Source organism: Microbacterium sp. MYb62 (assembly GCF_002979475.1).
Classification (GTDB): Bacteria; Actinomycetota; Actinomycetes; order Actinomycetales; family Microbacteriaceae; genus Microbacterium.
Genome location: NZ_PCOY01000003.1, coordinates 219,984 through 245,285, shown reverse-complemented (window position 1 = coordinate 245,285; position 25,302 = coordinate 219,984). Strand labels below are relative to the sequence as shown.

The window sequence follows — 25,302 nt, the reverse complement described above, 5'->3', positions numbered from 1 at the left end:
CCTACGCGGCTGCGGGAGGGGAGCCCGACCGCCGGGTCAGAAGAGCATCGGCTGCGCAGCCGAAGCGTCGGCTCGGGCGCTGGGCGTGAAGCGCACCGCTGCCGCGGCGGCCGCACTCGTCTGCACGTGGCCCTGCCCCGGTCGGAACCCGCGGCGGGAGTAGTCGTCTTCGTGGCGGCCGTCGAGTCCGTGCATGCGGATGAGTGGGCGGGTCCGCTTGGCGAGCCACTGTCGGTACCCCTTGGGTGCCTCGGCCGAAGCCCCCGGATACAGCCCCCGGTACGACGAGACGAGGTCGGGGCGATTCGCGTCGAGCCATTGGAAGAACCACGGCTTCACACCCGGTCGCAGGTGCAGGGCTCCGTAGATGACGTTGCGCGCCCCCGCCTCTTTGATGCGCACGAGGGCGCTGTCGATCGCGGCGAGCGAGTCGGTCATGTGCGGCATGATCGGCATGAGGAAAACCGTCACGGGGAATCCGGCATCGGCCAGTGCACGCACGGTGTCGAGCCGGGCCTGCGTCGTCGGGGCTCCCGGCTCGATGGCCTTCTGCAGGTCGTCGTCGTACATCGCGATCGACATCTGCACATCGATCGGCACCCGCTTCGCGGCCTTCACGAGCAGCGGGATGTCTCGGCGGATCAGCGTGCCCTTCGTGAGGATCGAGATCGGGGTGCCGGATGCTGCGAGCGTCTCGATGATGCCGGGCATGAGTTTGTAGCGCCCCTCCGCGCGCTGGTAGGGATCGGTGTTGGTTCCCAGGGCCACGGTCTCGTGCTCCCAGCTGCCCTTGCGCAGTTCGCGTGCGAGCACGTCGACGACGTTCACCTTCACCACGATCTGCGAGTCGAAGTCGGACCCGCCGTCGAGGTCGAGGTACTCGTGCGTGCCGCGGGCGAAGCAGTACACGCAGGCATGTGAACATCCGCGATAAGGGTTGATCGTCCATGCGAACGGCATGCGCGACGCACCGGGCACATGATTCAGGGCCGACTTCGACAGCACCTCGTGGAACGTCATCCCCGCGAACTCGGGAGTCGTCACCGAGCGCAGTACGCTCGACCGGTCTTCGAGGCCGGGCAGCGCCGCCGCATCCGTCTCTCCGAGCTTCTGCCCCTGCCATCTCATCTGACAATTCGAACAGAAAGACGAACTTAGCGCAAGCGACTCTGCGACGTTTCTTCGAATGAGAGGATGGATCAATGCACTTCCTGCCGCACGCTCAGCATGCGGCTCCGCGATCCCCGATCCGCGGACCCGCATTGCCGATCGGCGTCGCCGTGACCGCGATCGGGATCCTGTTCTCGATCGGGTCCGCGCCGTCGGCGCCCTCCGGAGCCGACGCGATGCCGGAGCCGGTGGCCGTGATGCAGGTGCCCTCCGTGCACGTCGGGGCGACCACCGCGGCCGATCCGTGCGCCGATCCGTCCGTCCAGCAGGCGATCGCGAACGGCGACGACGCGGCGACGATCGCCGGCTTCGGGGGTGGCGCGGCGTTCCGCGAGGCGGTCGTCGCAGGCAATGCTCCGTGCATCTCCCTCAGCGATCCGACGCGTGTCTGGGTCGTGGTGAACAAGTCGCTGCCGCTGAATCCGCCGGACTACGAGCCCGCCGATCTCGCTTCGGTGCCGTTGCAGATGACGACGCCGTCCGGACGGGTGCGCTCCGATGTCGCTGCTGCGGTCGGGCGGATGGCCGAGGTGGCGGCGGCCGAAGGCGTCGGCAGGATCGGGGCGAACAACGGCTACCGTTCCTATGGGCTGCAGGTGACGACGTACGACTCGCATGTGCGCTCCCAGGGGCAGGCCGATGCGGATGCCGGTTCGGCGCGGCCCGGACACAGCGAGCATCAGACCGGTCTCGCGCTCGACGTGGTCGCGTGCGCGCGTGCGTGTGGGGGGCTCGACGGCTTCGGCGGGACGGCGCAGAGCGACTGGGTCGCGGAGCACGCGTGGGAGTACGGATTCATCGTGCGCTACGAACAGGTCGGCACTCCGGTCACCGGCTATGCCCCGGAGCCGTGGCATCTTCGCTACGTCGGCGTCGACCTCGCCGCGGCCTATCGTGAGGGCGGCTACCACACGCTCGAGGAGTTCTTCGGGCTCCCGGCGGCCCCGGATTACGGGCACTGAGCGCGCGTCGACGGACGCGGTTGCGGCATCCGACAATCGCGGTACCGAGTGTCACGGTTTATGGGATGCATTCTCACAACGTCCTGTCCCACACCCTCCCCGCGACGTAGAATCGCCGGAGCAACGATGCATGAGACGTTCAGGAGGACGGCATGGAACGCGACATCTACGACGAGGATCACGAGGCATTCCGGGACCTGGTCAAGGACTTCGTCAAGCGCCACGTGAACAACGAGGCGATCGAGCGGTGGGATGCCGCGGGTGAGATCGACCGGGCGACCATGCTGGCGGCCGGCGAGGCGGGTCTGATCGGACTGTCGGTCCCCGAGGAGTTCGGCGGCGCCGGGATGCTGCAGGACTACCGCTTCCGCACGATCGTGATGGAAGAGGTCATCGCCTCCGGCGCGGGTTCGCTGGCCGGTGCCTTCGGCATCCAGGACGACCTGGCCGTGCCCTACCTCGTGCACATGGGAACGCAGGAGCAGAAGGAGAAGTGGCTGCCTCGTATGGCCACCGGTGAAGTGCTCGGCGCGCTCGCCATGACCGACCCCGGTGCGGGTTCGGATCTGCGTGGCATCAAGACGAACGCCAAGAAGGTCGACGGCGGCTACATCCTCAACGGCGCGAAGACGTTCATCTCCTCGGGCACGACGGCCGACGTCGTCGTGACCTTCGTCAAGACCGGTGAGGGCAACCGTCCAGACGCGTTCAGCCTGCTGCTCGTCGAGAAGGGCATGGAGGGCTTCGATCAGGGCAAGAAGCTCAGCAAGATGGGCTTCCACGGCTGGGACACCGCTGAGCTCAGCTTCACCGACGTGTTCGTCCCCGACGAGAACCTCATCAGCGGCAAGGAGGGTCAGGGCTTCATCCAGCTGATGCTGAACCTGCCGCTCGAGCGTCTCTCGATCGGCGTCGCCGCGGCCGCAGCGGCCCAGGCCGCTCTCGACTGGACCGTCGCCTACACGAAGGACCGCGAGGCGTTCGGCGAGCGCATCGCCGACTTCCAGAACACCCGCTTCCGGCTCGCCGACATGGCGGCGACCACCGATGCGATGTGGGCGTACATCGACCGCGCGCTGCTGGCCTACAAGAACAGCACGCTCACCGCCGAAGACGCCGCGAAGGTCAAGTTCTGGGCGACCGAGCGTGAGTGGGAGGTGCTCGACACCGGCGTGCAGCTGCACGGCGGCTACGGCTACATCATGGAGTACCCGATCGCCCGCGCCTTCACCGACGCTCGGGTGCACCGCATCTACGGCGGCACGAACGAGATCATGCGCGATCTCGTCGGCCGTCAGATCGTCGGCAAGCGCTGACGCTCTGCTCTCGAGGAGGCCGCGGATGCATATCCGGGGCCTCCTCTCGTCTCTGCCCGATCGCCATCGGGCATGGACAGCGGGGCGGCCGCCCGGTTGAATCGAGGGCATGACCCCCACGCTCCCGCAGATCCTGGATGACCACGTCGCGCGGGGCACCGCACCAGGCATCGTCGGAGTGCGCGGCGCTCCAGGCGGGAGGGTCGAGGTCGTCACGTCCGGCGACCTGCCGGCCGATGCGATCGTGCGCATCCAGTCGATGACCAAGCCGATCCTCGCGGTCGCGGCACTGAGGCTCGTGCAGGACGGCCGCCTCGGTCTTGACGATCCCGTGGAGAGGTGGCTGCCCGAGCTCGCCGACCGCCGGGTGCTGCGCTCGCCGGATGCCGCGCTCGACGACGTCGAGACCGCGACGACGCCGATCACGCTGCGGCACCTGCTCACCAACACCTCCGGGTACGGCGTGCAGGTCGTCCCGTCGCCGCTGGCGGAGGCGATGATCGCGAACCGGACGGCCGCGGGACAGGAGCCGGTCGCGATGGGGGCTCAGGAGTGGCTGGACGCGCTCGCCGCGCTGCCGCTCGCGTTCGAACCCGGAACCGGATGGCGCTACCACCACTCTTTCGGAATCCTCGGAATCCTGCTCTCACGGGTGGTCGACGGCTCGCTGGAGGAGCACCTGCGACGCGACCTCTTCGGGCCGCTCGGCATGGTCGACACCGGGTACACGGTTCCCGCCGATCAGGCGCACCGGCTCCCTGCGGCATATCGGCATGGTGAGGACGGGAGTCTGGTGGAGGTCGAGCCGGCTGCCGGCGGGTTCTCGCTCGCCCCGGCGCCGTTCGATCTCAGCCACTCGGAGCTCGTGTCGACCGCCGCCGACTATGCCGCGTTCGCCGGGATGCTCGCGGCTGGTGGGCGGCATGATGGTGAGGTCGTCGTCGACCCCGGGATGCTCGCGCTGATGCGCTCCGATCAGGTGCCGGCGAGTGCGAAGACCGAGGACAGCTTCTTCCCGGGGTTCTGGGGCGGCACGGGGTGGGGCTTCGGCGTCGCGGTGCAGACCGACGGGGAGAGCGCCGGACGCTACGGCTGGTCGGGCGGGCAGGGCACCGACTTCTGGATCGACCCCGACGGCTCATTCGGGATCGTGCTGAGCCAGGTCGAGATGGGGCCGGAGATCATGGGGCTGTTCGGGGATGCGCAGCGAATCGCTGCGGTAGCAATATCGGTACCACCGGAGTAGTATCAGCGCATGTCCACGGCGAAAGTCAGTCTCAGTCTCAGCGAGAGCGACCTGGCATTCCTCGATGCGCAGGCTCTCGAAGGGCGGTACGCGTCGCGCTCTGCGGCGGTTCAAGACGCGGTGCGGCTGCTTCGTGAGAGCCGTCTCGCCGATGCCTACGCCGAAGCCTACGCAGAGGGCTACGACGATGAGTGGGACACCGCCTCTCACGACGGCCTGGCCTCCGTGTGAGCGATGACGCCGTCTCCCTGCTCCGTCGGGGGCAGATCATCCTCGCGTCCTTCGACCCCGCTGTCGGATCGGAGACGCGGAAGTCGCGACCGGCCGTGCTCGTGAGCAACAACACCTCGAACGGCCTCGCCGCGCGTCGGCCTCGGGCCACCGTCACCGTCGTGCCGGTGACGTCGAACATCGTGCGAGTGCTCCCGTTCCAGGTTCTGCTCCCGGCTGCCGCCACCGGGCTGGAGCGTGACTCCAAGGCGCAGGCCGAGCAGGTGCGGACGATCGCTACTTCTCGCATCGTCCGTCCGGTCGGCTGGGTTCCCGCCGAGCTCATGGGCGAGATTGACGAGGCGCTGCGGCTGCATCTGTCGCTCTGAGGGCCGGCGGCGTGGACTCGTGCTCCGCTCGGCTCCGCCCCCTGATCTGCAGGGTTCGCGGTATCTCGGTCCGACCGGAATGGGATCGAACAAAAGTTCGAAACTCAGATGTGCCGACGATAGAATCAGAGCATGTCCACACTCACCGGTCTGCACGAGGCGATGACCCGTCTCGACGCCGCGTGGGCCGACGCCGACGATTCCGGCGGCCTCTCCCGCGTGCAGCTCATCGCGGTCAACGACGCGATCGGTCTGCTGCAGCGGCGGCTGGACGCCGTGCACGTCGAGGTCGCGGCCGGTATCTCGCACGAATCGCGGCCGGAGCTCGGGGCGGAGAGCCTGGCGAAGCAGCAGGGCTTCCGCACCCCGGCGAAGCTGATCGCCGCGACGACCGGAGTCTCTACGGGCGACGCGCAGCGTCTGGTGAATGTCGGTGTGGCGACGGCGCCTCGCACCGATCTCATCGGAGCAGCGCTTCCCGCTCGCTACCCGCTGGCCCGTGAGGCGCTGGCGTCGGGGGTGCTGAGCGCGCAGACGGCGGCGATGATCATCGGGTTGCTGGAGAGGTGTCGGGTCGCGGCGGGTTCGGTGCGTGTCGCTGAGGCGGAGCGTCTGCTGGTGGAGAAGGCTCAAGGGCTCGCGTTGGATGACGTGCGCAAGCTCGTCGTGCGCGCGGAAGCGTGGCTGGACCCGGATGGTGTGGAACCGAAGGAGGAGGAGCGTCGGGGCAAGCGCGCGTTGTCGTTGTTCGAGCGGGATGGGATGGTGCACCTGAATGCGGTTCTCGATGTCGAGACCGCGGCTCCGGTGGTGGCGGCGATCCGGGGGTTCGTGACGGCGGCGTTCGCGGCGCGGAAGGATGCGCCTGACGCGGAGGCTCCGGATGCGGATCGGCGGACGGTCCCGATGATCCAGGCTGACGCCCTGGCCGTGTTCTGCGCGCATGTGCTCGGGTGCGAGGGGCGTGTCCCGGTGGCGGGGGCGACGGTGGTCGTCCGGGTGCGTGTCGAGGATCTGGAGGCTGGTACGGGTTCATCCGAGATCGACGGGATCGAGCAGACGGTGAGCGTCGGAGCCGCGCGGCGGATGGCCGCAGGCGGGGGAGTGATCCCGTGTGTGCTCGGGGGTGCGAGTGAGATTCTCGATTGGGGGCGGGAGAAGCGGTTGTTCACCAAGGCGCAGCGGTTGGCGTTGGTGGAGCGGGACGGTGGGTGTGCGATGTGCGGGTTGCCGCCGGAGATGACGAAGGCGCACCACATCCGGTGGTGGAAACGCGATCACGGACCGACGGATCTCTCCAACGGGGTGCTGCTGTGTGAGACGTGTCATCACCGCATCCACGACAACGGGTGGGAGATCCACATCGCCGGTGCAGGACGCGGAAGCGGAAGCGGAAGCGGAAGCGGAAGCGGAAGCGTTCGGGGCGTGCCGCCGCGGGTGTGGTTCATACCGCCCGACTACGTCGACCCCGCACGCACGCCGAGACTCGGCGGACGCGCACGCTTCGACATCGCCGCGTGACCTCCTGACCGCGTGGCGCCGGTCACCGCGTGACCGTGTTGCACCGGTGACCTCGTGACCGTGTTGCACCGGTGACCTCGTGACCGTGTTGCACCGCTGGCCTCGTGACCGCGTTGCACCGCTGGCCTCGTGACCGCGTTGCACCGCTGGCCTCGTGACCGCGTTGCACCGCTGGCCTCGTGGCGATGTGGCTCAGAATCGTTGCGAGCGGCGGCCGCCCACACCCGCTTTCCGAAGGCGATCGGCGATCAGGATGCCGAGGGCCGTACCGCCGACGCAGCTGGCGATCGTCACGGCGAAGAACGCGATCTGGGCGAAGAGCGACATCGACCCGAGGTTGAACCATGCCCATGCCGAGATCGGGTACACGATGCCCACCGCGACGGCGCCGAGGTAGTGCATCCACGTGCCCCAGTAGCGCCAGAGCACGAACAGGAACGGCAGCTCGGTGAACGCCGCCCACCAGAGATTGGTCAGCACCGGACCGAACCCCAGCCCGGTGAACGGGACCAGCACGAGCCCGGAGATCAGGGCGACGAGCAGTCCGACCAACGGACGACGCAGCAGCCGCAGCGCGATCACCGCCGGCAGCAGCCAGAGTCCGGCGAGGGCCATGCCGACGAACGGCAGCGGACCGGTCAGCAGGGTCGAGAGCCAGTTCATCGGCGCGAGCAGCACCGCCCCGGCGACGCCGAGGGCCGCACAGGTCAGCAGGATCGCGGTGGGGAATCGGAACCGTCCACCGGCAGCGGATGCGGAACTCGCCGGGGCGATCACCGCGGCATCCCGGGGATCGACGACCCCCGCGGCATCCTCGCTCATGCCAGGGGCTCCGCAGCCGCCTCACGAGCGGCCTTCGAGGCGGGGGCGGCCGCACCGATCTTCCAGTATCCGCAGAAGCTCACGGCGTTCTTGTCGACCCCGCGATCTCCCACGAGGTGCTTGCGGACGCCCGAGGCGAGTGCCTGCTCACCCGCCGCATAGGCGTGGAACGGGGCATCCGGCAGGGTGGTGCTCCCCAGCACCTCCAGCGCGAACGCGCCGGGAGCGACGTCATGAGGACGCACGATCCACGCGACCTCGACGCCGGACGGATGCGGGAACTCGAGAGCATCCTCCTCGCTCGGCACCTCGATGATCGCGCTGCCGACGGCATCTGCGGGCAGCGAGGCGCAGATCGAGGCGATCGCCGGCAGCGCCGTCTCATCGCCGACCAGCACCACACGATCCGTGCCGCGCTGCGGATTGAACGTCAGTCCCTCGTCGATGATCAGCACGTGCTCGCCGGGTTCGCAGGTCTCGGCCCAGCGTGAGGCGGGCCCGGCGGTGCCGTCGACGGCCGAGCCGTGCAGCACGAAGTCGACATCGATCTCGGCGCCGGCCTCGGCCGTGGCGGCGCGGTACGCCCGCACGCTGTAGTTGCGCATCACCGGACGCTCGCCGTCGGGGATCCGCAGGAATTTCAGGTACCCGAACATCTTGTTCGCCTTCGCCGGCACCCGGTCGAGACCTGCGTCACCGCCGATCGGCAGGAACAGCCGGAACCACTGGTCGAATCCCATCGGACGGAACTTCTCGATCTCACCGCCGCCGAGCGTCACACGGATCCAATGCGCCGACAACCGTTCCGTGCGCAGCACCGTCAGGTGGATGAGCTCGGTCGACTCGGGCTTGACCATCTTGCTGAATGCCATCGGGCGCCTTTCAGGGGAGCTGCCAGGGGAAGAACGCGACGAAGATGGCAGCGGAGGCCAACAGGGTCGCGACGGTGAAGACCGTGTCCCGCGTGCGGAACGGGACGAGGTGCCGTTCGGTGCGGGTCGGATGAGCGCCGAACGCCCGCGAATCCATCGCGAGCGCCACACGCTCGGCGTGACGGATCGCGCCGGCGAGGAGCGGCACGATGTACCCCCACCCGCGAGCGATGCGGGCGAACGGCCCGCGCCCGCCGTGGTAACCGCGCACCCGGTGGGCCGCCCGGATGACCGCGAGCTCATGCCCGAACCGCGGCACGAACCGGAAAGCCGCCAGCGCCGTGTAGCCGATCCGGTAAGGCACCCGCAGCTGCTGCACGCCGGCCCGCACGAGATCGGGGCCGCTGGTCGTGAGGCCGCCGACGAGCGCCAGAGCGACGATCGAACCGAGCCGCAGCGCCGTCGCGAAGCCGATCAGCAGCGCCCCGCTGTAGAGCGTCCACTCACCGATCCGCAGGATCGGCATGCTGTCGCCGACGAGTCCGGCATCCACCCACAGCGAGAACCCGATGCCGATCAGCAGCATGCCTGCGGGCAGGCCGAGCAGCAGCAGGGCGAGGAGCCGACCGGTCAGACGTGCACCGACCAGGATCAGGGCGTAGGCGAACACCAGGAACGCCGCGGGGGTGGCCAGATCCCGGACGAAGACGAGGAGGATCATCGCCGGCGCGAAGCCGGCGACCTTCGCCAGTGGATTCAGGGTGTACAGGAACTGTCGGCGCGAGGTCGCCGTCATCCGCGCGTACGGGTCGAACACCGTCGCCGTCACGAGGTCGCTCCGAGACCGGCCGTGGCCAGCACCCGCTGCAGTGCCGGGAGCCGCAGGCCTGCATCGGCGAACAGCTGCTCATCCTGGAACAGGGCGACGGTGCGACCGACCGCCCGCACGCGTCCCTCGGCGAGGACCACGACGTGGGTGGTGTGCTCGGCCACGAGCTGGAGGTCGTGCGTGACGATCACGATGGTCGTCCCCTCCTGGCGCAGATCCTGGAGCAGGTCGAGGAGCTCGGCCGCCCGCGCGCGATCCTGTCCGAACGTGGGCTCATCCAGCGCCAGCACGCGCGGTCGCGTGATCAGGGCCGTGCCCACCGACAGCCGTCGCTTCTCTCCGCCCGACAGCAGGAACGGATGCACCTCCGCCTTGTGCTCGAGGCCGAAGCGGCGGAGCATCTCGTCCACACGGGTCGAGATCTCGGCATCCGGCACATGGCGCAGGCGTAGCCCGTGGGCCAGCTCGTCGAACACGGTGGGAGCGATGAACTGATGCTCGGGGTTCTGGAACACGAACCCGACGCGCGCGGCGAGGTCGCGAGGGGACGCGGTTCCCGGATCGATGCCGTCGACCGTGACCCGGCCTCGGGGCGGGGGGACGACGCCGGCCAGCGCCTGGATCAGCGTGGTCTTCCCCGCGCCGTTCGCCCCGACGATCGCCGTGAGGCTTCCTGCGTCGAGCTCGAGATCGATGCCGTGCAGGATCTCGGTGCGACGCCGACGCACGGTCAGTCCGCGGGCGCGGATGATCACTGTGTCATCGTGCCCCGCCCCGTCGCGCCGCTCCGCGGTCGTCGATCCCGCGGGGAGTCCGTCCGCGGTCGTCGAGCGCGCGGAGCGCGACGAGACGTCCACCCCCGCGAGCGCATCGGCGAGTTCGTGCGGCGATAACGGCAGCGGGTCGAGTGTGATCCCCCGGTCACGAAGCCGGAGCGCCGCCAACGTCGCCGCGGGAAGCCACACGCCCATCCGGAGCAGTTCGTCGGCATGCTCCCGGATGACCTCGGCGGCCGGCCCGTCGAACACGACCCGACCTTCGCGATCGAGCACGACGGTCCGGGTGACGAAGGCCATCGCGGCATCGAGATTGTGCTCGACGAGCAGGATGGCGCGGTCGCCGGCGGCGACGACATCGGCCAGGGCCGCGTAGACGTCGTCGATGCCCTGCGGGTCGAGGTTGGCCGTCGGCTCATCCAGCACGATCAGCGGGGAGCCCATCGCGAGGGCACACGCGATCGCGAGCCGCTGCCGTCCGCCTCCGGAGAGGTGATCCGGGTTCTCGTCCCTGCGATCCCAGAGACCGACGCGTCGCAGCGCCTCCTCGACGCGGGCACGGACGACCGCGAGCGGCAGCAGCAGGTTCTCCGGGCCGAACGCGACCTCGTCGTAGACCGTGCCGGTGACGATCTGCGCATCCGGATCCTGGAACACCATCGCGACCTGCGTGCTCAGTGTGGCTGTCTGCGCGTGCGCGGTGTCGATGCCACCGGCTTCGACCGTGCCGGTCATGGTCGCGGGCAGCGCGTGCGGGATCAGCCCGTTGAGGGCGAGGGTGAGGGTCGACTTGCCCGAACCGGAGGGGCCGAGCAGCAGCACCACCTCGCCGGCGTCGATGTCGAACGTCACGTCCCGAGGCGAGGGGTGCGCCGCATCGGCGTGGGTGAGGGAGAGCTCACGCACGCGGAGCAGGGGCGCGGATGGGCGCACGGCGGAGTCCCGGGTCGGCGGATCGTACTCGTCTAACTTAGCTGAGCCTTACCTGATTCGCCATCGGGCGAAGATCGAGTGGGCAGCGGCGACGACAGCGAGGGTGGGCGGGGCGGTGCTCCTGCCCGGGGGTCAGCGCCGGGCGACTCCGGCCGTGCGCAGCGCCGAGCCGATGGCGAGGCCGACAGCGGTCCACGCGATCGGTCCGAGCACCGAGATCGCGAGGTACAGGATCTGCGCCCACAGCGGCATGACCGAGAGGTGGGCGGCGAAGAACACCACGACCGCCACGAAGACGCCGATCACCGCCGCCGAGATGAAGAAGCGCCACGGTCCCCAGGCGCGATATCGGGTGAGTGCCGCGACGCCCTCCTGGATCAGGCCGAACAGCAGTGCGGTGCCGAGGAAGCGCAACGCCCAGGCCGGGTTGAAGGCGCTCGCGATGAGCGCGGCGAACACGTGCGTGATCAAGGCGACGAGAGGTAGGCGCAGCACCTCCTGCGCGATGATGCCCGGGAGCACATGCGAGCCGAGAACCAGTCCGTAGAGGAAGAGAAGGGGGCTCGCCAGCAGCACCGGAGTCACCCACCCGGCGATACCCGCGAGGATGCCCGTAGCGACTCCGATCGCCGCGCATACGAGCAGCACTCGAGTCGAGAGGACGGAGGTACGGGCCACCTCTCCAGCTTACTGTCGACCTATCGGGAGGCAGGCCGTGGATAACCCTGGCCGATCGGCGAAGCGGGGTTGACCGATCGGCCAGATCTCGGATCGATCGCCGAGCGCGGGACTATGTTGGCCGCGGTGCAGCAACGAGGTTGCACCGTGATCATCGGGAGCACCACATGGGTCGAACACCCCTCCGGATGGCAGCAGCCACCACCCTGGCCACGCTGTTCATCGCATCGACGGCAACCACCGGCTACGCGGCGACGGAGGAGGTGACGCACCCCGTCCCCGTCGCAGGCACCCCAGGGCACTACATCGTGGTGATGAAGTCGGATCCGCTCGCCACCTACGAAGGCGACGTCAAGGGGCTGAAGGCCACGAAGCCCGCCGAAGGCGACCAGCTCGAGACGCAGTCGCAGGACTCGCAGCGCTATGTGGAGCACCTCCAGACCGAGCAGACCGACCTCGTCAGCGATATCGGCGTCACCCCGGACACCACCTATCAGGTCGTGCTGAACGGGTTCAGCGCCGACCTCAGCGGTGAGCAGGTCGATGCGCTCCGTGCCTCGAAGGATGTTCTCGGTGTCTACCCCGATGAGATCCGTCACCCCGACGCGCAGACGTCGACCGATTACCTCGGACTCGGCGACGACCGCAAGGGCCGCGGAGGCGTGTGGCAGCAGACCGGAGGAGTCGAGAAGGCCGGCGAGGGCGTCGTGGTGGGTGTGATCGACACCGGCATCGCCCCGGAGCACCCCTCCTTCGAGGGCAAGAAGATCAAGAAGCAGAAGAAGCAGCACGACCGCCGCAAGGGTGGTCAGCCCTACACCGACGGGACGTACGTCTACTTCGACAAGTCCGACGGCGGGCAGTTCCAGGCCGCGATGGTCGAAGGCCAGGACTGGGACAGGAGCGACTACTCCTCGAAGCTCATCGGCGGACAGTACTTCTTCGCCGGGGCCGAGGCCGCCGGCTTCGACTTCCAGTACGACTACCTCTCGCCGCGCGACGGCGACGGCCACGGCTCGCACACGGCGAGCACCGCTGCCGGCAACTTCAAGGTCGACGCCAGCATCGAGAACGTCGATTTCGGGACGATCTCGGGGGTCGCTCCCGGTGCGAAGATCTCGGCCTACAAGGCCTGCTACGTCGGTCCCGACACGACGGTCACCACGGACGACATCTGCGCGCAGAGCGACCTCATCGCCGCGATCGATCAGGCCGTCGCCGACGGCGTCGATGTGATCAACTACTCCATCGGCGGGGGCGCCGCGAGCACCGTGATGGCACCGGAGGACCTCGCGTTCTTCAACGCCGCGGCCGCCGGCGTCTTCGTCGCGACCAGCGCGGGCAACGACGGTCCCGACCCGGTCACGGCCGACCACGCGTCGCCCTGGTACACGACGGTCGCCGCCTCCACCATCCCCACGTGGGAGGGCACCGTGCAGTTCGACGGGTTCGCACAGGCCGGCGCGTCGGTGAGCGTGCCGTTCGGACAGACGATCACCGGCCCGTCCATCGCCGCAGTGGATGCCGCCGCGCCAGGCGCCGTCGATCCGCAGCTCTGCCTGCCCGGCACCCTCGATCCGGCCGAGGTCGCCGGACACATCGTGGTGTGCGACCGCGGTGGCAACGCCCGCGCCGAGAAGTCGCAGGTCGTCAAGGATGCCGGTGGCACGGGCATGGTGCTCGTGAACGTGCCCGGCGGTGCCGACTCGCTCGACAACGACTTCCACGCGGTGCCGACCGTGCACCTGAATGCCGTGCACCGCGCAGCCGTGCTCGCATACGTGCAGGGCGGAGCCGATCGTCCGATCACCCTCGTCGGTGAGAACACCACGGGCGTGACCACTCCGACGCCGCAGATCGCGGGCTTCTCGAGCCGCGGACCGATGCTGGCAGACGGCAGCGATGTGATGAAGCCCGATGTCGCGGCTCCCGGTGTCGCGATCCTCGCGGCCACCGAGAACGCTCCGGGTGAGGAGCCCACGTTCGGCATCCTCTCCGGCACGTCGATGGCGTCGCCGCACGTGGCGGGCCTTGCTGCTCTGTACCTCGGCGAGCGCCCGAAGGCGACACCGGCCGAGATCAAGTCGGCGATGATGACCACCGCCTACGACACCGTGCTGCCCGACGGTACGAAGAACACCAACCCGTTCGAGCAGGGTGCGGGCCAGGTCGATGCGAAGCGGTATCTGAACCCGGGTCTGCTCTACCTCAACGGGGTGAAGGACTGGGCCGCGTTCCTCGATGGGAAGGGGCTGTCGGACTTCCCCGGCATCGACCCCATCGACGGCAGCGATCTGAACCAGGCCTCGATCTCGATCGGCTCGCTGGCCAGCGCGCAGACCGTCACCCGGACCGTCACCTCGACGGAGAAGGGGACGTTCACCGCGAAGGCCTCGGTTCCGGGTGTCGACGTCAAGGTCACCCCCGCGCAGCTGAAGTTCGACCGCCCGGGGCAGAGCAAGACCTTCACGGTCACGTTCGACAACACCAGCGCGCCGGTGGAGCAGTGGGCCACCGGTTCGCTGACCTGGACGAGCGCGAAGAACACGGTGCGTTCGCCGATCGCGCTGTTCCCGGTCACCGCGGATGCTCCGGCGGAGGTCACCGGCACCGGTGCCGACGGCAGCACCTCGGTCGACATCATCCCCGGCCTCGACGGTGACCTGGCGCTCAACCTCTCGGGCCTCACCCCGTTCCAGCTGCTCAGCGACCCGGAGAACCCGGTCGACGGGCACTCGGGGAACGAGAACTCGGGCGACGCGAACAAGGACGTGGCCTGGATCGTGGATGTGCCGGAGGGCACGACGCTCTCACGGTTCGATCTCGACTCGTCGGACGACGAGGGTAGCGACCTCGACCTCACCGTGTACCGCGTGGTGAGTCCGGACGATCTGCAGTACTACCAGCGGTGGCAGTCGGCGACCGGTTCGGCGGACGAGCAGGTCACAATCCCCGCGCCGACCGCAGGTACGTACCTCGTGGTGGCGAACGTGTACGCGACCACGGGCCCGATGACGTGGGACATGACCTACGCCAACGTGCTGCCGGCCGGAGAGGGCTCGTTCACCGCGACGCCGAACCCCCTTGCGGCGGTCCGCGGCGAGAAGACGGCGTATGAACTCCGCTGGACCGGCCTGACCGCCGGCACCCGCTACCTCGGGCTCGTGCAGTACGGCGACTCCGCGGTCCGCACGGTGGTCTCGGTCGATGTGCCGGAGGCGGAGAAGGCGAAGGAGCCGGTGCAGGAGACCCCGGCACCGGAGACCCCGGCGCCGGAGGCCCCGGCACCCGAGACGCCGGCACCCGAGACGAGCGCTCCGCCGACCGTGGCACCGGAGACGCCGGCACCGGAGACGCCGGCACCGGAGACGGAGAAGCCGGAGTAGGCCTGAGCGTCTCCTCACACTTCGCTCGCTCAACGTCCGGGTCTCCCTTCCCGGCCGTTGGGCGAGCGAAGCTCTTCCCTGGCGGCCATCGCGCGAGCGGAGTCCCGACCATCGGGCGCGCGCGGTGAGGAGACGAGACGCCCGTTCATCGCGTGATCCGCGCCGCTCGTCGCAGCATCCGCTCCTCGGTCCTCCTCCCTCGGCCTCGCCTTCCTAACGTGGGGGAACGCAACGTCGCGTATCCCGAGGAGACCCCCATGACCGCACCTTCGTCGCGCCGCCGCGACGGCGCAGGACTCGTCGATGACGAGCCCGTGATCGTCACCGATCCGAAACTCCCCTCCGTCGCCCTCACCGATGAGCATCACGAGAAGGCGAACCGCTGGACCCTGCCGAAGATCATCCTGTGGGCCGCGATCGCCCTTCTCGGCGCCGTCGCCTGGACCATGCTCGCGATCGTCCGCGGAGAGACGGTCAACGCGATCTGGTTCGTGTTCGCCGCGGTGTGCACGTATCTGATCGGCTACCGGTTCTACTCGAAGGTGATCGAGAAGTACATCACCCGCCCCGACGACCGCCGGGCCACCCCGGCTGAGGTCAAGCAGGACGGCAAGGACTACGTCCCCACCGACCGCCGCGTCCTCTACGGTCACCACTTCGCCGCCATCGCCGGAGCCGGACCGCTCGTCGGACCAGTGCTCGCCGCGCAGATGGGCTACCTCCCCGGCACGATCTGGATCATCGTGGGCGTCGTGCTCGCCGGTGCCGTACAGGACTACACCGTCCTGTTCTTCTCGATGCGCCGCGGCGGACGCACGATCGGCCAGATGGCCCGTCAGGAACTCGGCAAGATCGGTGGCACCGCCGCGATCATCGCCTCGCTGCTGATCATGCTGATCATCGTCGCGATCCTCGCGCTCGTCGTGGTCAACGCACTCGGCGAGAGCCCCTGGGGTGTGTTCTCGGTCGCCATGACCATCCCGATCGCGCTCTTCATGGGCGTCTACCTGCGCTACCTCCGCCCCGGCAAGGTCACGGAGGTGTCGATCATCGGCTTCGTGCTGCTGATGGCGGCGATCATCGGCGGCGGCTGGGTCGCCGGCACCGACTGGGGCCAGGCGATCTTCCACCTCGACCGCACCACGATCGCCTGGGGCATCATCATCTACGGCTTCATCGCCGCCGTGCTCCCGGTCTGGCTGCTCCTCGCCCCGCGCGACTACCTGTCGACCTTCATGAAGATCGGCGTGATCGTGATGCTCGCCGGCGCCATCGTGCTGGTGCGTCCGGAGATCACCGTCCCCGCGGTGAGCATCTTCGGCGAGAACGGCATGGGCCCGGTGTTCGCCGGTCCGCTCTTCCCGTTCCTGTTCGTCACGATCGCGTGCGGTGCCCTCTCCGGGTTCCATGCGCTGATCGCCTCCGGGACGACACCGAAGCTCATCGAGAAGGAGCGCCAGACGCGCTTCATCGGCTACGGCGGCATGCTCATGGAGTCGTTCGTCGCGATCATGGCGCTCGTCGCCGCGATCTCGATCGATCAGGGCATCTACTTCGCGATGAACGCGCCGGCGGCCGCGACAGGGGGCACGGTCGAAGGGGCCGTGGCCTTCGTCAACTCGCTGGGGCTGACGGGGGTGAACCTCACGCCCGAGATGCTCACGGGCACGGCAGCCGCGGTCGGCGAGGAATCGATCGTCTCGCGCACCGGTGGAGCACCGACCCTCGCGCTCGGCCTCGCGCACATCATGCAGCAGGCCCTCGGCGGGCAGGCCCTCATGGCGTTCTGGTACCACTTCGCGATCATGTTCGAGGCGCTGTTCATCCTCACCGCGGTGGATGCCGGCACGCGTGTCGCCCGCTTCATGCTGCAGGACTCGATCGGCGCCTGGTTCCCCAAGTTCCGCGACGTGTCGTGGCGTCCCGGCGTCTGGATCTGCACCGCGATCATGGTGGCCGGCTGGGGAGCGATCCTCATCCTCGGTGTGACCGACCCGCTCGGCGGCATCAACACCTTCTTCCCGCTGTTCGGCATCGCCAACCAGCTGCTCGCCGCGATCGCGCTCGCCGTGGTGCTGGCGATCGTCGCCAAGCGCGGCCGGAGCTACTTCAAGTGGCTGTGGATCATCGCGCTGCCGCTCGCGTTCACCGCGGTCGTGACCATCACGGCGTCGCTCTACAAGATCCTCTCCCCGGTGCCCGCGATCGGCTACTGGGCGAACCACTTCAAGTACGTCGCCGCCCGCGACAGCGGAGACACCTCGCTCGGTGGCCCGGAGGTGCTCGACGCGGTCATCCGCAACACCGCCGTGCAGGGCACGCTGTCGATCATCTTCGTCACCCTCGCGATCATCGTGATGGTCATGGCCGTGATCGTCACGATCAAGGCCATCCGCAACGGTGGCGGCGAGAACACCGAGGACGCCCCCGTGGCCTCGCGCCGCTTCGCCCCGGCGGGCTTCCTGCCGAGCGCCGAGGAGCGCGAGCTCGAGAAGCAGTGGGAGCCGATCCTCGCCGACGAGCGCAAGGCGTCGACGCACTGAGATGGCCGACACCATGAGTCGGACGGATGCCGCGACCACCCTCCTGCGGACGCTCATCGGCGCCGTGGGGCGGGTCGGCCGCGGCATCCGCTGGTACATGACGACGCTGATGGGCGACACCGCCTATGCGACCTACGTCGCCCATCATCGTCGCCGGCATCCGGATGAGGAGCCGTTGACCGAACGACAGTTCTGGCGGCAGCGGATGGACGATCAGGATCGCAACCCCGGTGCCCGCTGCTGCTGAGCGCGGCAATGCCAGTGCCTAGGCTGAAGGCATGACCGACGTCGTTCTCGCAGCGATCCTCGGCGTGCTCGGCGGCATCGTCCTCTCGGTGCTCCTCCTGCTCGCACGTCGACTGGCGCGCGGTGCCGCCGACCTCGGAAGCGACGCCGAACAGGCAGCTCTCACCGCGCTGCACCAGGCGAGCCTGGCGGCGCCGCATCTTCGGGAAGGGCTCGCGGCACCCGATGTGATCAAGGCCGCACGGCATCTGCGGGTGCTCCTCGGCAGTGCCGCGGTCGCGATCGTGAGCGCCGACGATGTGGTCTCCTTCGACGGTGCCTCCGACGGACTCGAGCCGAGCGCGAGACGCATCGCCGAACGTGTCAGGGCGACCGGACGTCGACAGGTCTTCCCGGCGTCGGGGGAGGCCGACGAGCTCGAAGCCGTCGGCGCACCGATCCTCATCGACGGCAGGACGGTCGGCGTGGTGGTCGCATTCGCCGCTCCCGTGCGGGCCGCGCTCGTGCGCGCAGCGGAAGAGGTCGCCGACTGGTGTGCGGCGCAGGTCGAACTCGGCGGACTCGATGCATCGAGGACCCAGCTCGCCGAGGCGGAGCTGCGGTCGCTGCGGGCGCAGATCTCGCCGCACTTCATCTACAACGCCCTCACCGCGATCGCGTCGTTCGTCCTCACCGATCCGGCCCGAGCACGGGAGCTGGTGCTCGAGTTCGCCGACTTCACCCGGTACTCGTTCCGGCGCCAGGGGGAGTTCACGACGCTCGCGGAGGAGCTGGGCAGCATCCACTCCTACCTCGAACTGGAACGCGCGCGCTTCGGCGACCGGTTGCGGGTGGTGCTGCAGATCGCACCGGAGACGCTGGCGACCGTCATCCCGTTCCTCTCGGTGCAGCCGCTGGTCGAGAACGCCGTACGTCACGGCCTCGAACCGGGCGAAGGAGGAGGGGAGATCCGCATCGCCTCGCGCGACGACGGCACCCACACCGAGATCACGGTCGAAGACGACGGCGTGGGCATGGATCCCGAGGGACTGAGGGCCACGCTCACCGCCGGCGATGACGGCGTGCACGTCGGGCTCCGCAACGTCGACACCCGACTCCGCCAGCTCTACGGTGCCGACGGCGGCCTGGTGGTCGAGACGAACACGGGCGCGGGTACCCTGGTGCGCATGCGGGTGCCGAAATCCCAACCGCAGCACGACCCCGACAACGACTGACGACCATGACGAACAGTGCACAGCAGATCGACGTGCTCGTCGCGGATGACGAGCGACCCGCTCTGGACGAGCTGGTCCACCTGCTGCGCACCGATCCCCGCATCGGCGGGATCGTCACGGCGTCGTCCGGCGCGGAGGCGTTGCGGCTGCTGTCGGAGCGGGCGGTGCGGATCGCATTCCTCGACATCCACATGCCGGGACTCAGCGGCATGGAGCTCGCTCGCGCCCTGTCCACTCTCGCCGAACCGCCCGCCGTCGTGTTCGTCACGGCCGACGAGGCCAGGGCCGTGGAAGCGTTCGAGCTGCGGGCTGCCGACTATCTGCTCAAACCCGTGCGCGCCGAACGGCTGCGTCAGGCCGTCGACCGGGTGGTCGAACTCGGAGAGACCGCGGCCGCCGGAGACGACGAGATGCTCCCGGTCACGGTCGGATCCGTGGTGCGGTTCGTGCGCCGCAGCGACGTGCGCTGGGTGCAGGCGCAGGGTGACTATTCGCGGCTGCACACGGGCGACGGGACGGGACACCTGGTGCGCATCCCGATCTCCGAGCTCGAGGCGCGGTGGGCCGACGCCGGATTCCTGCGCATCCATCGCTCCTCGCTCGTGCGCATGTCCGCGGTGACGGAGGCGCGGCTCTCGGGGGCGGAGCCCGCGGTCTCGATCGGCGCGGTCGCCCTGCCGGTCAGCCGGCGCCTGGTGCCCGCGGTGCGCGAGACGCTGCTGCGCGGCGAGGGCGCAGGATGACCGAGAAGCCGAAGCGCGTGCGGGTGACGGCCGATCTGCCCGATCGGCGGCCGGCGACCTTCACCCGCGGCATCGCGCTGCCCGGCTCCCCGGTGGACGAAGCGGATGCCGTCTATGCGCGGGCACTGATGCGCAGTCAACTCCGACTCGCGCTCGGGACGGTGGCGGGGTTCGTGGTCGTCGTGATCGCGTTGACCCTGGCCATCGCGCTCATCCCCGAGATCGGGCGCGTCGTGGTGTGGGGTCTGCCGCTGTCCTGGCTGCTGCAGGCCTACGCGTTCTATCCGATCATCCTCGTGTTCGCGGTGCTCTACGTGCGCACGGCCGCCCGCAACGAACGTCGGTATCGGGCGCTCCGGGATCGCGAATGAACGCGGTCCTCGATCTCATCGGGGTCGCGCTCGTGATCATCGCGACGCTGCTCATCGGTGTCTACGGTCTGCGCATCTCGCGGACGACCGGCGACTTCTTCGTGGCCTCGCGCACCGTTCGCCCGGTGTGGAACGCGTCGGCGATCAGCGGAGAGTACCTCTCGGCCGGCACCTTCCTCGGGTTGTCGGGCCTCGTGCTGCTCGACGGCGCCCGCGGTTTCTGGTTCCCGATCGGATACGCGGCCGGCTACCTCCTGGTCCTCGCGTTCGTGGCAGCGCCGCTTCGTCGCAGCGGGGCGTACACGATCCCCGACTTCATCGAGGCGCGACTGGAGTCGACGTCGGCGCGGCGTGTGACCAGCATCGCGGTGCTGGTGATCGGCTGGCTCTACATCGTGCCGCAGCTGCACGGCGCCGGGATCACGCTGTTCGTCGTCGCCGGCCTTCCGGAATGGGTGGGGGCCGTGACCGTCGCGGTGCTGGTGGCCGCTGCGGTGGCCGCGGGTGGCATGCGCGCCATCACCTACGTGCAGGCATTCCAGTACTGGCTCAAGCTCACCGCGCTTCTCGTGCCGGTGGTGTTCATCGCCTTCGCGCTCAGCGGCGGGCCGTACGACTTCGATCCCGCGCTGGTGTTCCCGGTCGAGGCCGGCCCCTCGGGATTCGACGCGTACGAGACGGCATCCCTCCTGCTCGCGCTGCTGCTGGGCACCATGGGCCTGCCGCACGTGCTGGTGCGGTTCTACACGAGTCCGACCGGGGTCTCGGCACGGCGCACGACCGTGATCGTGATCGGCATGGTCAGCGCGTTCTATGCGGTGTCGAGCACGATGGGACTGCTGGCGCGCATCGCCGCCCCCGATCTCGCGGTGCCGGGCGTCGCCGACACGGTGGTGCTGCTGCTGCCGTCGCGGGTCTTCCCCGGCGTTCTCGGCGAACTCCTGACCGCGCTGATCGTCGCCGGAGCGTTCGCGGCGTTCCTGGCGACGTCGGCCGGCCTCGTCGTGTCGCTCGCGGGCGTCATCAGCCAGGACGTGTTCTCCGGGTCGGTGCGCTCGTTCCGGCTGTCGGCCGTGCTCTGCGCGCTGGTGCCCCTCGCCGTCGCCCTGCTGACCGCGCCGGCGGGACTCGGTTCGAGTGTCGGTGTGGTGTTCGTGGTGGCGGCGTCGACGCTGTCGCCGGTCGTGCTGCTCGGGGTCTGGTGGCGAGGGCTCACCGCCCGCGGGGCGGTCGCCGGGATGCTGTCGGGCGGGATCGCCGCGGGTCTCGCACTGCTCGTGCACGCGGCGGTCGGCGGCGTCGGGGTCGCCGCGCCGTATCTGGCCCAGCCCGCCGCGTGGACGATCCCCCTCGCCACGGCGGTGACGGTGGTCGTCTCGCTCCTCGATCCGCGCGGGCCGTCGCCGCGCACCGCGCGGTTTCTCGCGCGCGTGCACACCCCCGAGCGCGGCTGAGCTCCCCGTACCTGCGCCCGTCCGTCCCCGTCCCGCCCGTCACCCACGCGGAATGGAGCGGGACCGCGCGTCAGAGCTTCCGGCTGCGCGGCATGAGCCGCACGGGTGGCAGGGGAGGGGCGGGGATGCGCACGTCGTGTCCCTCGACCGTGCCGAAGCGCGTGGGCGCCGCGCCCGTCGAAGACTCCGCCTCCCACTCCTCGCGCGCCGCCACGATCTCGTCGTGCGTGCGGCCGGCGAAGTTCCACCACATCACGATGTCGGCCTCGAAGGGCTCGCCGCCGAGCAGGAACAGCAGGGCGCCCTCGTCGCTCGACACCTCCACCTCGTCGCGGGAGTCGCCGAGGTAGAGCAGACCGTTGCGATCGAGCGGATGCGCGGCCACCACGGCATCGCCCTCGACGAGCATCAGCGCGTGCTCCCAGTCGGAGCGCAGCGGCAGGCGCACCCGCGAGCCGGGGGCGAGCACGATCTCGGCTCCGACGATCGGGGTGTGCACCGTGGCGGGCGAGCGCACGCCCGCGTAGTCGCCGAGGACGACGGTGGCTTCGGCATCCGCGCCCTCGTCGGCCGGGAGCGCGAACGCGGGAAGCTCGGTGTGCCGTTCGAATCCAGCCGCGCCGTGGCGCGCGGAGTCCGGCAGCACGACCCAGAACTGCAGGGCGTCGAGGGGCACGGGGCCCTCGCCGATCGAGTACTCCGAGTGCGAGATGCCGTTGCCGGCGGTCATCAGATTCAGCTGTCCGCGGCGCAGGTCGGCATCGCTGCCGAGCGAGTCGCGGTGGCGGATCTCGCCGACGAGCGGCCAGGTCACGGTCTGCAGTCCGATGTGCGGGTGCGGCTCGACCCGCATCTTCGTGTCGGCAGGACCGAACCGGTCGAGGAAGCACCAGGCACCGATCGTCGGCAGGTTGCGGTGCGGCAGGGCACGCAGCACGTTCATGCCGCGCACTCCGCCGAGCGGAACCTCGCGCGGCTCGAGGATGAGGCGGTGCTGCCCGATCATTCGGCTCGGCCCGTCGGGTCCTCGTCCGCGGAGCCGGCGGTGCCCGACGGGTCCTTCGGCCAGCGGATCTCGGCACCCGGCACCTCGTGCGTTCCGAGGTACTTCGCGATGTACGGGCACAGCGGAACGATCGCGTCACCGCGACCCGCAGCATCCGCCAGCGCCGCCGATGCCAGTTTCCCGGCCAGCCCCTGACCCTGGAAGGCAGGGTCGATCTCGGTGTGGATGAAGCGGATGGAGCCGGGCCGCAGATCGTACGCCGCGAAGCCCGCGAGCACGTCGTCGGCGCGGATCTCGTAGCGCGACTCTTGGTCGTTGCGGGTCACGGTGATGTCGGTCATCGGATGCTCCTTCGAACGGGATGCCTCCAACCTACGCCCGCGTGCGAGGGGTGGGGCGGGCGAAAACCCAGACCGTCCGGTTCAGGCACGGCGCGGGGCGGCGCGCCGTCGGGGTGCACGACGGTCCGGGTTCTCGCGCATCGAGAGCCGGGCAGGACGCGCCCCGCCTGTGGATGACGCGCCGCTCGCGTCGGCGGGGGTCGTTACGCTGGAGGGATGCCGCAGATTCCCCGTGACCCGTACGCGGATCTGCCGTACGCCGACGAGCCTTACGACGACGGCTGGGAGTCGTCCCTCCCGCCCGAGCCGATGGACTGGGAGCCGCAGGGCGCGGGCTTCGAGCCGCCTCTCGACTGGGGGCAGGGGCCGGTGACCCCGGTGGCTCCGTCACCCGCCGCGGCCCCCGCACCTGCGGTGCGCCGGGCGACTCCGAGCCGCTATCCGAACGCGCGTGAGGCGCTGCATACGGTCTTCGGGTACGAGGAATTCCGCGGCGATCAGGCCGACATCGTCGAACAGGTCATCGCGGGCGGAGACGCCGTCGTGCTGATGCCGACCGGTGGCGGAAAGAGCATCACGTACCAGGTGCCTGCGCTCGTGCGCGAGGGCACGGGGCTGGTGATCAGCCCGCTCATCGCGCTCATGCACGATCAGGTCGATGCGCTGCGCGCCAACGGCGTCAACGCCGCGTATCTCAACTCCACGCAGGCCATCGACGAGCGCCGCGAGGTCGAGCGGGCGTACATCGCCGGCGAGCTCGATCTCATCTACGTCGCGCCGGAGCGCCTGTCGAGTGCGCAGACCACGGCGCTGCTGCAACGCGGAACCCTCAGTGTGATCGCGATCGACGAGGCGCATTGCGTGTCGCAGTGGGGCCACGACTTCCGCCCCGACTACCTCGCTCTCGGCGACCTCGGCGAGCGGTTCCCCGGGGTGCCGCGCATGGCGCTCACGGCCACCGCGACCGCCGCGACGCACAAGGAGATCACCGAGCGGCTGCGCCTCGACGGCGCTGCGCACTTCGTCGCGAGCTTCGACCGCCCGAACATCCAGTACCGGATCGTGCCCAAGGTCGACCCGCGCAAGCAGCTGGTCGCGTTCATCAAGTCGCAGACCACGGTGGCCGACGACGGCACCCAGCCGGCGGGCATCGTGTACGCGCTCAGCCGCAAGTCGGTCGAGCAGACGGCGACCTATCTCGCCGCTCAGGGACTCGACGCGCTGCCGTATCACGCGGGTCTCCCCGCCGAGGTGCGTGCGGCCAACCAGGCGCGCTTCCTCCGCGAAGACGGCGTGGTCATGGTCGCGACGATCGCGTTCGGCATGGGCATCGACAAGCCCGATGTGCGCTTCGTCGCGCACATCGACCTGCCGAAGTCGGTCGAGGGGTACTACCAGGAGACCGGTCGTGCGGGCCGTGACGGCGAGCCCTCGGTGGCCTGGATGGCGTACGGCCTCGGTGACGTCGTGCAACAGCGCCGCCTGATCGACCAGAGCCCCGGCGACCGCACCTTCAAGATGCGGATGGGGCAGCACCTCGACGCGATGCTCGCGCTGTGCGAGACCGTGGAGTGCCGCCGCCAGAACCTGCTCGGGTATTTCGGCCAGGAGTCGCAGCCGTGCGGCAACTGCGACACGTGTCTCGACGACACCGAGACCTTCGACGGCCTCGTGCCCGCGCAGAAGCTGCTCTCGACGATCGTGCGACTCAAGCGCGAGCGCAATCAGGCGTTCGGTGCGGGTCATCTGATCGACATCCTCCGCGGCGCCTCGACCGAGCGCATCCGGCAGCAGGGGCACGACAAGCTCGCGACCTACGGCATCGGCAACGACCTCTCCGACCAGGACTGGCGCAGCGTGGTGCGCCAGCTCCTCGCCCGCGGCATCCTGATCGCGCAGGGGGACTACGGCACCCTCGCCCCCGGCGAGCAGGCCGCCGGAGTGCTGCGGGGAGAGACTGCCGTGCCGCTGCGCAAGGACACGATCGGGCGTCCGGCCTCGTCGGGGCGCGCCCGCAAGGCCAGTGCCGCCGACGCTCTGGATGCCGGCGACCGCGGCCTGTTCGAGGCGCTGCGCGCCTGGCGGGCGGAGACCGCGCGCGAGCAGGGTGTGCCCGCGTACATCGTGTTCGGCGATGCCACGCTGCGTGCGCTCGCGGAGCATCGCCCTGCTTCCCTGGCCGACCTCGACGGCATCACCGGCATCGGTGCGAAGAAGCGCGAGGCCTACGGCGAGGGCGTGCTGGCGGTCATCGCGGGCGCCTGATCTCGCGGC

The 25,302-nt window shown here is 69.4% G+C and carries 22 protein-coding genes; 14 read left to right on the top strand and 8 right to left on the bottom strand.

The features are described 5' to 3' along the window. Positions 1–36: 36 nt before the first annotated feature. Complete coding sequence (locus CQ042_RS05955; protein ID WP_105669541.1) at positions 37–1,128, bottom strand: Rv2578c family radical SAM protein; 1,092 nt, start codon at positions 1,126–1,128, stop codon at positions 37–39. A 74-nt stretch (positions 1,129–1,202) separates the two neighbouring features. Here CQ042_RS05955 and CQ042_RS05950 point away from each other — a divergent pair, with 74 nt between their 5' ends. From CQ042_RS05950 to CQ042_RS05925, 6 genes are all read left to right on the top strand, one after another. Then, on the top strand, positions 1,203–2,132 hold the full coding sequence (locus tag CQ042_RS05950; protein ID WP_105669540.1) for a M15 family metallopeptidase: 930 nt from the start codon (positions 1,203–1,205) through the stop codon (positions 2,130–2,132). 152 nt (positions 2,133–2,284) lie between these two features. After that, positions 2,285–3,448 (top strand): acyl-CoA dehydrogenase family protein, encoded by a 1,164-nt coding sequence (locus CQ042_RS05945; protein ID WP_105669539.1) that lies wholly within the window; start codon positions 2,285–2,287, stop codon positions 3,446–3,448. A gap of 109 nt (positions 3,449–3,557) precedes the next feature. Continuing rightward, positions 3,558–4,694, top strand: coding sequence for a serine hydrolase (locus CQ042_RS05940; RefSeq protein ID WP_105669538.1), 1,137 nt, complete (start codon positions 3,558–3,560; stop codon positions 4,692–4,694). A 9-nt stretch (positions 4,695–4,703) separates the two neighbouring features. Then, on the top strand, positions 4,704–4,925 hold the full coding sequence (locus CQ042_RS05935; RefSeq protein WP_105669537.1) for a ribbon-helix-helix domain-containing protein: 222 nt from the start codon (positions 4,704–4,706) through the stop codon (positions 4,923–4,925). Continuing rightward, the gene (locus CQ042_RS05930; protein WP_105669536.1) at positions 4,922–5,293 is read left to right on the top strand and encodes a type II toxin-antitoxin system PemK/MazF family toxin; all 372 of its coding nucleotides are present in this window, start codon (positions 4,922–4,924) and stop codon (positions 5,291–5,293) included. Before CQ042_RS05935 ends, CQ042_RS05930 begins: the two co-directional genes overlap by 4 nt. 132 nt (positions 5,294–5,425) lie before the next feature. Then, positions 5,426–6,814 (top strand): HNH endonuclease signature motif containing protein, encoded by a 1,389-nt coding sequence (locus CQ042_RS05925; protein WP_258132064.1) that lies wholly within the window; start codon positions 5,426–5,428, stop codon positions 6,812–6,814. 192 nt (positions 6,815–7,006) lie between these two features. Here the strand turns inward: CQ042_RS05925 and CQ042_RS05920 are convergent, their stop codons facing one another. The 5 genes from CQ042_RS05920 to CQ042_RS05900 all read right to left on the bottom strand — a co-directional run bounded on the left by CQ042_RS05920 (position 7,007) and on the right by CQ042_RS05900 (position 11,724). Next, positions 7,007–7,636 (bottom strand): ECF transporter S component, encoded by a 630-nt coding sequence (locus tag CQ042_RS05920; protein WP_105669535.1) that lies wholly within the window; start codon positions 7,634–7,636, stop codon positions 7,007–7,009. Next, positions 7,633–8,508: a siderophore-interacting protein gene (locus tag CQ042_RS05915; RefSeq protein WP_105669534.1), complete on the bottom strand. Its 876-nt coding sequence runs from the start codon at positions 8,506–8,508 to the stop codon at positions 7,633–7,635. The genes CQ042_RS05920 and CQ042_RS05915 overlap by 4 nt, the downstream gene beginning before the upstream one ends. A 10-nt stretch (positions 8,509–8,518) precedes the next feature. After that, positions 8,519–9,337, bottom strand: a complete 819-nt coding sequence (locus tag CQ042_RS05910; protein ID WP_374954461.1) for an energy-coupling factor transporter transmembrane component T — start codon at positions 9,335–9,337, stop codon at positions 8,519–8,521. After that, a complete protein-coding gene (locus CQ042_RS05905; protein ID WP_105669533.1) occupies positions 9,334–11,046 on the bottom strand; it encodes an ABC transporter ATP-binding protein in 1,713 nt (570 codons plus the stop codon). The genes CQ042_RS05910 and CQ042_RS05905 overlap by 4 nt, the downstream gene beginning before the upstream one ends. 132 nt (positions 11,047–11,178) lie before the next feature. After that, complete coding sequence (locus CQ042_RS05900) at positions 11,179–11,724, bottom strand: ECF transporter S component (RefSeq protein WP_105669532.1); 546 nt, start codon at positions 11,722–11,724, stop codon at positions 11,179–11,181. 188 nt (positions 11,725–11,912) lie between these two features. Between CQ042_RS05900 and CQ042_RS05895 the strand changes: the two genes are divergently transcribed. The 7 genes from CQ042_RS05895 (at position 11,913) to CQ042_RS05865 (ending at position 21,681) form a co-directional block, all read left to right on the top strand. Further along, complete coding sequence (locus CQ042_RS05895) at positions 11,913–15,110, top strand: S8 family serine peptidase (RefSeq protein ID WP_181157468.1); 3,198 nt, start codon at positions 11,913–11,915, stop codon at positions 15,108–15,110. A 257-nt stretch (positions 15,111–15,367) separates the two neighbouring features. Further along, positions 15,368–17,653, top strand: a complete 2,286-nt coding sequence (locus tag CQ042_RS05890; RefSeq protein WP_105669530.1) for a carbon starvation CstA family protein — start codon at positions 15,368–15,370, stop codon at positions 17,651–17,653. Position 17,654: 1 nt separating this feature from the next. Then, on the top strand, positions 17,655–17,900 hold the full coding sequence (locus tag CQ042_RS05885; RefSeq protein WP_105669529.1) for a YbdD/YjiX family protein: 246 nt from the start codon (positions 17,655–17,657) through the stop codon (positions 17,898–17,900). A 31-nt stretch (positions 17,901–17,931) separates the two neighbouring features. After that, entirely contained in the window at positions 17,932–19,113 is a 1,182-nt protein-coding gene (locus tag CQ042_RS05880; protein ID WP_105669528.1) for a sensor histidine kinase, read from the top strand. Positions 19,114–19,118: 5 nt separating this feature from the next. Continuing rightward, positions 19,119–19,856 (top strand): LytTR family DNA-binding domain-containing protein, encoded by a 738-nt coding sequence (locus tag CQ042_RS05875; RefSeq protein ID WP_105669527.1) that lies wholly within the window; start codon positions 19,119–19,121, stop codon positions 19,854–19,856. Then, positions 19,853–20,227, top strand: coding sequence for a heavy metal transporter (locus CQ042_RS05870; RefSeq protein WP_105669526.1), 375 nt, complete (start codon positions 19,853–19,855; stop codon positions 20,225–20,227). The genes CQ042_RS05875 and CQ042_RS05870 overlap by 4 nt, the downstream gene beginning before the upstream one ends. Further along, positions 20,224–21,681: a cation acetate symporter gene (locus CQ042_RS05865; protein WP_105669525.1), complete on the top strand. Its 1,458-nt coding sequence runs from the start codon at positions 20,224–20,226 to the stop codon at positions 21,679–21,681. Before CQ042_RS05870 ends, CQ042_RS05865 begins: the two co-directional genes overlap by 4 nt. A gap of 70 nt (positions 21,682–21,751) precedes the next feature. Here the strand turns inward: CQ042_RS05865 and CQ042_RS05860 are convergent, their stop codons facing one another. Both CQ042_RS05860 and CQ042_RS05855 read right to left on the bottom strand, forming a co-directional pair. Next, positions 21,752–22,687, bottom strand: a complete 936-nt coding sequence (locus CQ042_RS05860) for a pirin family protein (RefSeq protein ID WP_105669524.1) — start codon at positions 22,685–22,687, stop codon at positions 21,752–21,754. Next, positions 22,684–23,028, bottom strand: coding sequence for a GNAT family N-acetyltransferase (locus CQ042_RS05855; RefSeq protein WP_105669523.1), 345 nt, complete (start codon positions 23,026–23,028; stop codon positions 22,684–22,686). The genes CQ042_RS05860 and CQ042_RS05855 overlap by 4 nt, the downstream gene beginning before the upstream one ends. Positions 23,029–23,244: 216 nt before the next feature. Between CQ042_RS05855 and recQ the strand changes: the two genes are divergently transcribed. Then, on the top strand, positions 23,245–25,293 hold the full coding sequence (gene recQ, locus CQ042_RS05850) for a DNA helicase RecQ (RefSeq protein WP_105669522.1): 2,049 nt from the start codon (positions 23,245–23,247) through the stop codon (positions 25,291–25,293). The last annotated feature ends 9 nt before the right edge of the window (positions 25,294–25,302 follow it).